The sequence below is a fragment of the Streptomyces sp. NPDC001093 genome (genome assembly GCF_040298985.1).
Lineage (GTDB): Bacteria > Actinomycetota > Actinomycetes > Streptomycetales > Streptomycetaceae > Streptomyces.
Window position 1 is genome coordinate 1 of the sequence record NZ_JBEPBF010000134.1, and the last position, 4,086, is coordinate 4,086.

The window sequence follows — 4,086 nt, forward strand, 5'->3', positions numbered from 1 at the left end:
CGGGTTCCGGGTGACCACCCCGTCACCCTCCAAGATCCATCGTAGGTTTCGAGACAAAGAACGGCGGCGACGAGATGCGGCTGCGCGCACTTTTGAGAGCGCGCCATCGAGCGCACGGTGGCCGAGCTGGCGGCCGGCCGGTCGACGGATCCGGAGAGTCTCGCCCTCGCGGCGCGCGAAAGCGGACGCGCCGCACTCCCCGCGCCACGCCGTCCCGAACTGACCGGCGGCGGAGCAGAGTTGACGGCCCTCGACGGAACAGGTGGGGCCGGCGCGAGCGCGGGGAGCAGCCTGGCGCTACCCGGCGCGGCAGCCCTGACGGGTCCGGATACGGGCGGAATACCGGCCGGCCTCGATCCGGTGGGGCCGGCCGGTCTCGGACCGGTGGAGCCGGCCGGCCTGGGGCCGGTGGAACCGGCCGGTCTCGGTACGGTGCCACCAGCGGGCCCCGGTCCCGTCGAGACCGCCGTCCTCCCGGTGACCTCGCTGTCCGCCGCCCAGGGCGCCCCGGTTCAGGACCCGTGGGCACTGCCCGGCCCCACCGCTCCGAGCCGCCCCTCCCCCGCCGCGTCCAAGGCGAACAACCAGCGCAAGCTGGCCGCGGCGAGCGATCTGATCACCCGGTACACCGCCCGCCTCACCACGGCCGCCGCGGCCGCTCAAGCCGCGCCCATGACGGTGGCACCGCCGGAGACCGTCGTGGCCGCACCGTCGGCGCCGGTTGCGGCCATGCTGCCGGAATCGGTTACGGCCATACCGCCGGCGCCACCCGCGCAGCCCCCCTCCCCGGACCCCGCGACCGCCCAGTGGCAGCAGCCGTACGAGGCGTCACCCGGTGCGACGGCCACCGCGATGCCGGCCTGGGGCGCCTCGCCCACCACCCTGACGTCGGTGACCGACACCGCGTCCCTCACCGCCGTCCCCGAGTCGCCCCGGGCCGTGCGGGCCGCCAAGGCCATCGCGTTCGCGCGGGCGCAGATCGGCAAGCCGTGTGTGTGGGGTGCGACCGGGCCGGACTCGTACGACTGCTCCAGCCTCACCCAGGCCGCCTGGAAGGCCGCCGGGGTCCAGTTGCCGCGGGCCGCGTACCAGCAGGCGCTCGCCGGTGCGCCGGTCACCCTCGCCGGGATCGAGCCCGGCGACCTGGTCCTCTTCTTCGACGACGACCGGCACGTGGGCCTCCATGTCGGCGGCGGCATGATGGTGCACGCGCCGGGCCCGGGAGCGTCGATACGCGAGGAGTCGGTCTACGGCGCCGGGGAGTCGGCGATCCACCGGATCGTGCGGCCCGCCTGAGCGGCCTGCGGACCGGGACGAGCGGGACGACCGTGGCCGGGACGACCGTGGCCGGGTCGGCCGCGGCGCCGGTGTGCGCGCCGGCTCTCGTAGTGGTCGAGCAGGGTCTCCTCCAACGGGCGGTAGGTCAGGCCCAGTTCGTGGATGCTGCGGCTGTTGTCCACGCGGAAACGGATGCCGAGGTGCCTGCGGATGTAGTCCTGGGTGAGGCCGAAGGCGGGGCCCAGGACGCGGACCGGCCAGTGCGGGAGCCTGGTGCGCGGGAGCCGGAGGTCGCGGGGGTGGCGGGCGAGGACGATACGGGCCATCTCGTGGAACGACGTCATGGTCTCGGCGGCCACGATGTACCGTCCGTGCGCGGCCGGGTTCTCGGCGGCGGCGATGTGCGCGTCGGCCACGTCCCGGACGTCCGCCGTGGTGAAGCTGAAGTCCGGTGCGCCGTACCAGAAGGAGCCCTGGAACAGCTCGTCCAGAAGGAAGAGGCTGCCGGAGTCGGACGCGGGCGTGACCGAAGGCCCCAGGACCAGCCCGGGGTTGACCGACACCATGCGCCAGCGGTCCTGCGCCGCCCCGGCCTCCCACGCGGCACGTTCCGCCAGCGTCTTGGCGTAGTGGTAGGGGTTGTTCTCGGCGGTGCTGGTGGTGTTGAAGTACCGCTCGGAGAGGACCTGGCCGTCCATGGCGAGCACGTCGGCGTAGTCGCCGAAGATCGCTCCCACGGTGGACGTGAACACGAGCGTCCGCACCTCGGGGGCCCGCTCGATCGCCGCCAGGACGTTGCGGGTGCCCAGCAGCGCCGGGTCCACGACGTCCCGTCGGCCGTCCTCGATCTGTTCCGGCATCAGGAACGGCGAGGCCACGTGGAAGACGACCGCGCAGTCACGGAAGGCCTCGTCGAAGGTGCCGTCTGTGAGCAAGTCGGCCTCGTAGAGCTCCAGTCGACCGGGAAACGTCTCCTGCATCTCCCACAGCGGCCGGACCTTCGCCGCGTCGGCCCTGTCGCGTACGGTGGCGTGGACCCGGTAGCCCCGCTGGAGCAGGCGTCGTACCAGATGACTGCCGACGAAGCCGCTGCCGCCCGTCACCGCCACGGTCGCCCCTGCGCGTCCACCCATGCCCGCCCCGCCTTCCCGGCCGATTCCTTCAGTCCCTGAGCCAGGGTCGGGCACCGGCCGCCCAAGGGGAACACCCCGGACCATAAGGCAAGGCTGGGCAAGTCATAAGATCCACTTATGGGGTCATAGACGGGACCCCTGTACCAACTTAGGTCTGCCTTAGTTTAGGCTTCCTGATCAAGTCGCCCATTCAGACGCGAAGGGAACCTGATCATGCCGCGCCCCCTGCGGGTAGCCATCGTCGGAGCCGGCCCCGCCGGGATCTACGCCGCCGACGCCCTGCTCAAGTCCGAGGTGGCCGCCGACCCCGGCGTCTCCATCGACCTCTTCGAGCGGATGCCCGCCCCGTTCGGCCTGATCCGGTACGGCGTCGCCCCCGACCACCCGCGCATCAAGGGCATCGTCACCGCCCTGCACCAGGTCCTCGACAAGCCGCAGATCCGGCTGTTCGGCAACGTCGACTACCCCACCGACATCAGCCTGGACGACCTGCGCGCCTTCTACGACGCGGTGATCTTCTCCACGGGTGCGATGGCCGACCGCGAGCTGTCGATCCCGGGCATCGACCTGGACGGCTCCTACGGCGCCGCCGACTTCGTCTCCTGGTACGACGGCCACCCCGACGTGCCGCGCACCTGGCCGCTCGAGGCCGGGAAGGTCGCCGTCCTCGGCGTGGGCAACGTGGCCCTGGACGTGGCCCGCATCCTCGCGAAGACCGCGGACGAGCTGCTGCCGACCGAGATACCGCCGAACGTCTACGACGGCCTGAAGGCCAACAAGGCCGTGGAGATCCACGTCTTCGGCCGGCGCGGCCCCGCCCAGGCCAAGTTCAGCCCGATGGAGCTGCGCGAGCTGGACCACTCGCCGAACATCGAGGTCATCGTCGACCCCGAGGACATCGACTACGACGAGGGCTCCATCGCGACCCGGCGCGGCAACAAGCAGGCCGACATGGTCGCCAAGACCCTGGAGAACTGGGCGATCCGCGACACCGGCGACCGGCCGCACAAGCTGTTCCTGCACTTCTTCGAGTCCCCGGCGGAGATCCTCGGCGAGGACGGAAGGGTCGTCGGCCTGCGCACCGAGCGCACCGCCCTCGACGGCACCGGAAACGTCAAGGGCACCGGCGAGTTCAAGGACTGGGACGTCACCGCGGTCTACCGCGCGGTCGGCTACCTCTCCGAGAAGCTGCCCAAGCTCCCCTGGGACATCGACTCGGGCACCGTCCCGGACGAGGGCGGCCGGGTCGTCGAGGAGGGCGGCGCCCACCTCCAGTCCACCTACGTCACCGGCTGGATCCGGCGCGGCCCCATCGGTCTGATCGGCCACACCAAGGGCGACGCCAACGAGACCGTCGCCAACCTGCTGGACGACTACGCGGGCGGCCGGCTGCACACCCCGGCCTCGCCCGACCCGGAGGCGGTGGACGCCTTCCTCACCGAGCGCGAGGTCCGGTTCACCACCTGGGAGGGCTGGTACAAGCTGGACGCCGCCGAGCGCGCCCTGGGCGAACCGCAGGGCCGTGAGCGCGTGAAGATCGTCGAGCGCGAGGACATGCTGCGGGAGAGCGGGGCGTAGGTCCGGGACTCCGCAAGGCTCGGCGAGGGGCCGGCCCGACCAAATTCACGCCCCACACCCGAAACAACATGAATTGAGTTGGCCCCCCGCAGACCAC

At 71.8% G+C, this 4,086-nt stretch carries 3 protein-coding genes; 2 read left to right on the forward strand and 1 reads right to left on the reverse strand.

Features of this window, described 5'->3' with window-relative positions; all coding sequences use genetic code 11:
- The first annotated feature begins 117 nt into the window (after positions 1-117).
- Positions 118-1,296: a C40 family peptidase gene (locus ABT288_RS40935; protein WP_351619386.1), complete on the forward strand. Its 1,179-nt coding sequence runs from the start codon at positions 118-120 to the stop codon at positions 1,294-1,296.
- Here ABT288_RS40935 and ABT288_RS40940 read toward each other — a convergent pair.
- Complete coding sequence (locus tag ABT288_RS40940) at positions 1,248-2,411, reverse strand: NAD-dependent epimerase/dehydratase family protein (RefSeq protein WP_351619389.1); 1,164 nt, start codon at positions 2,409-2,411, stop codon at positions 1,248-1,250. The genes ABT288_RS40935 and ABT288_RS40940 overlap by 49 nt on opposite strands.
- A gap of 213 nt (positions 2,412-2,624) precedes the next feature.
- Between ABT288_RS40940 and ABT288_RS40945 the strand changes: the two genes are divergently transcribed.
- Entirely contained in the window at positions 2,625-3,989 is a 1,365-nt protein-coding gene (locus ABT288_RS40945) for an FAD-dependent oxidoreductase (protein WP_351619392.1), read from the forward strand.
- Positions 3,990-4,086 lie beyond the last annotated feature (97 nt).

Bases quoted from the DNA above. Each gene is read 5' to 3' on its own strand.
- ABT288_RS40940 (WP_351619389.1), bottom strand. From the start codon at position 2,411: ATGGGTGGACGCGCAGGGGCGACCGTGGCGGTGACGGGCGGCAGCGGC.
- ABT288_RS40945 (WP_351619392.1), top strand. From the start codon at position 2,625: ATGCCGCGCCCCCTGCGGGTAGCCATCGTCGGAGCCGGCCCCGCCGGG.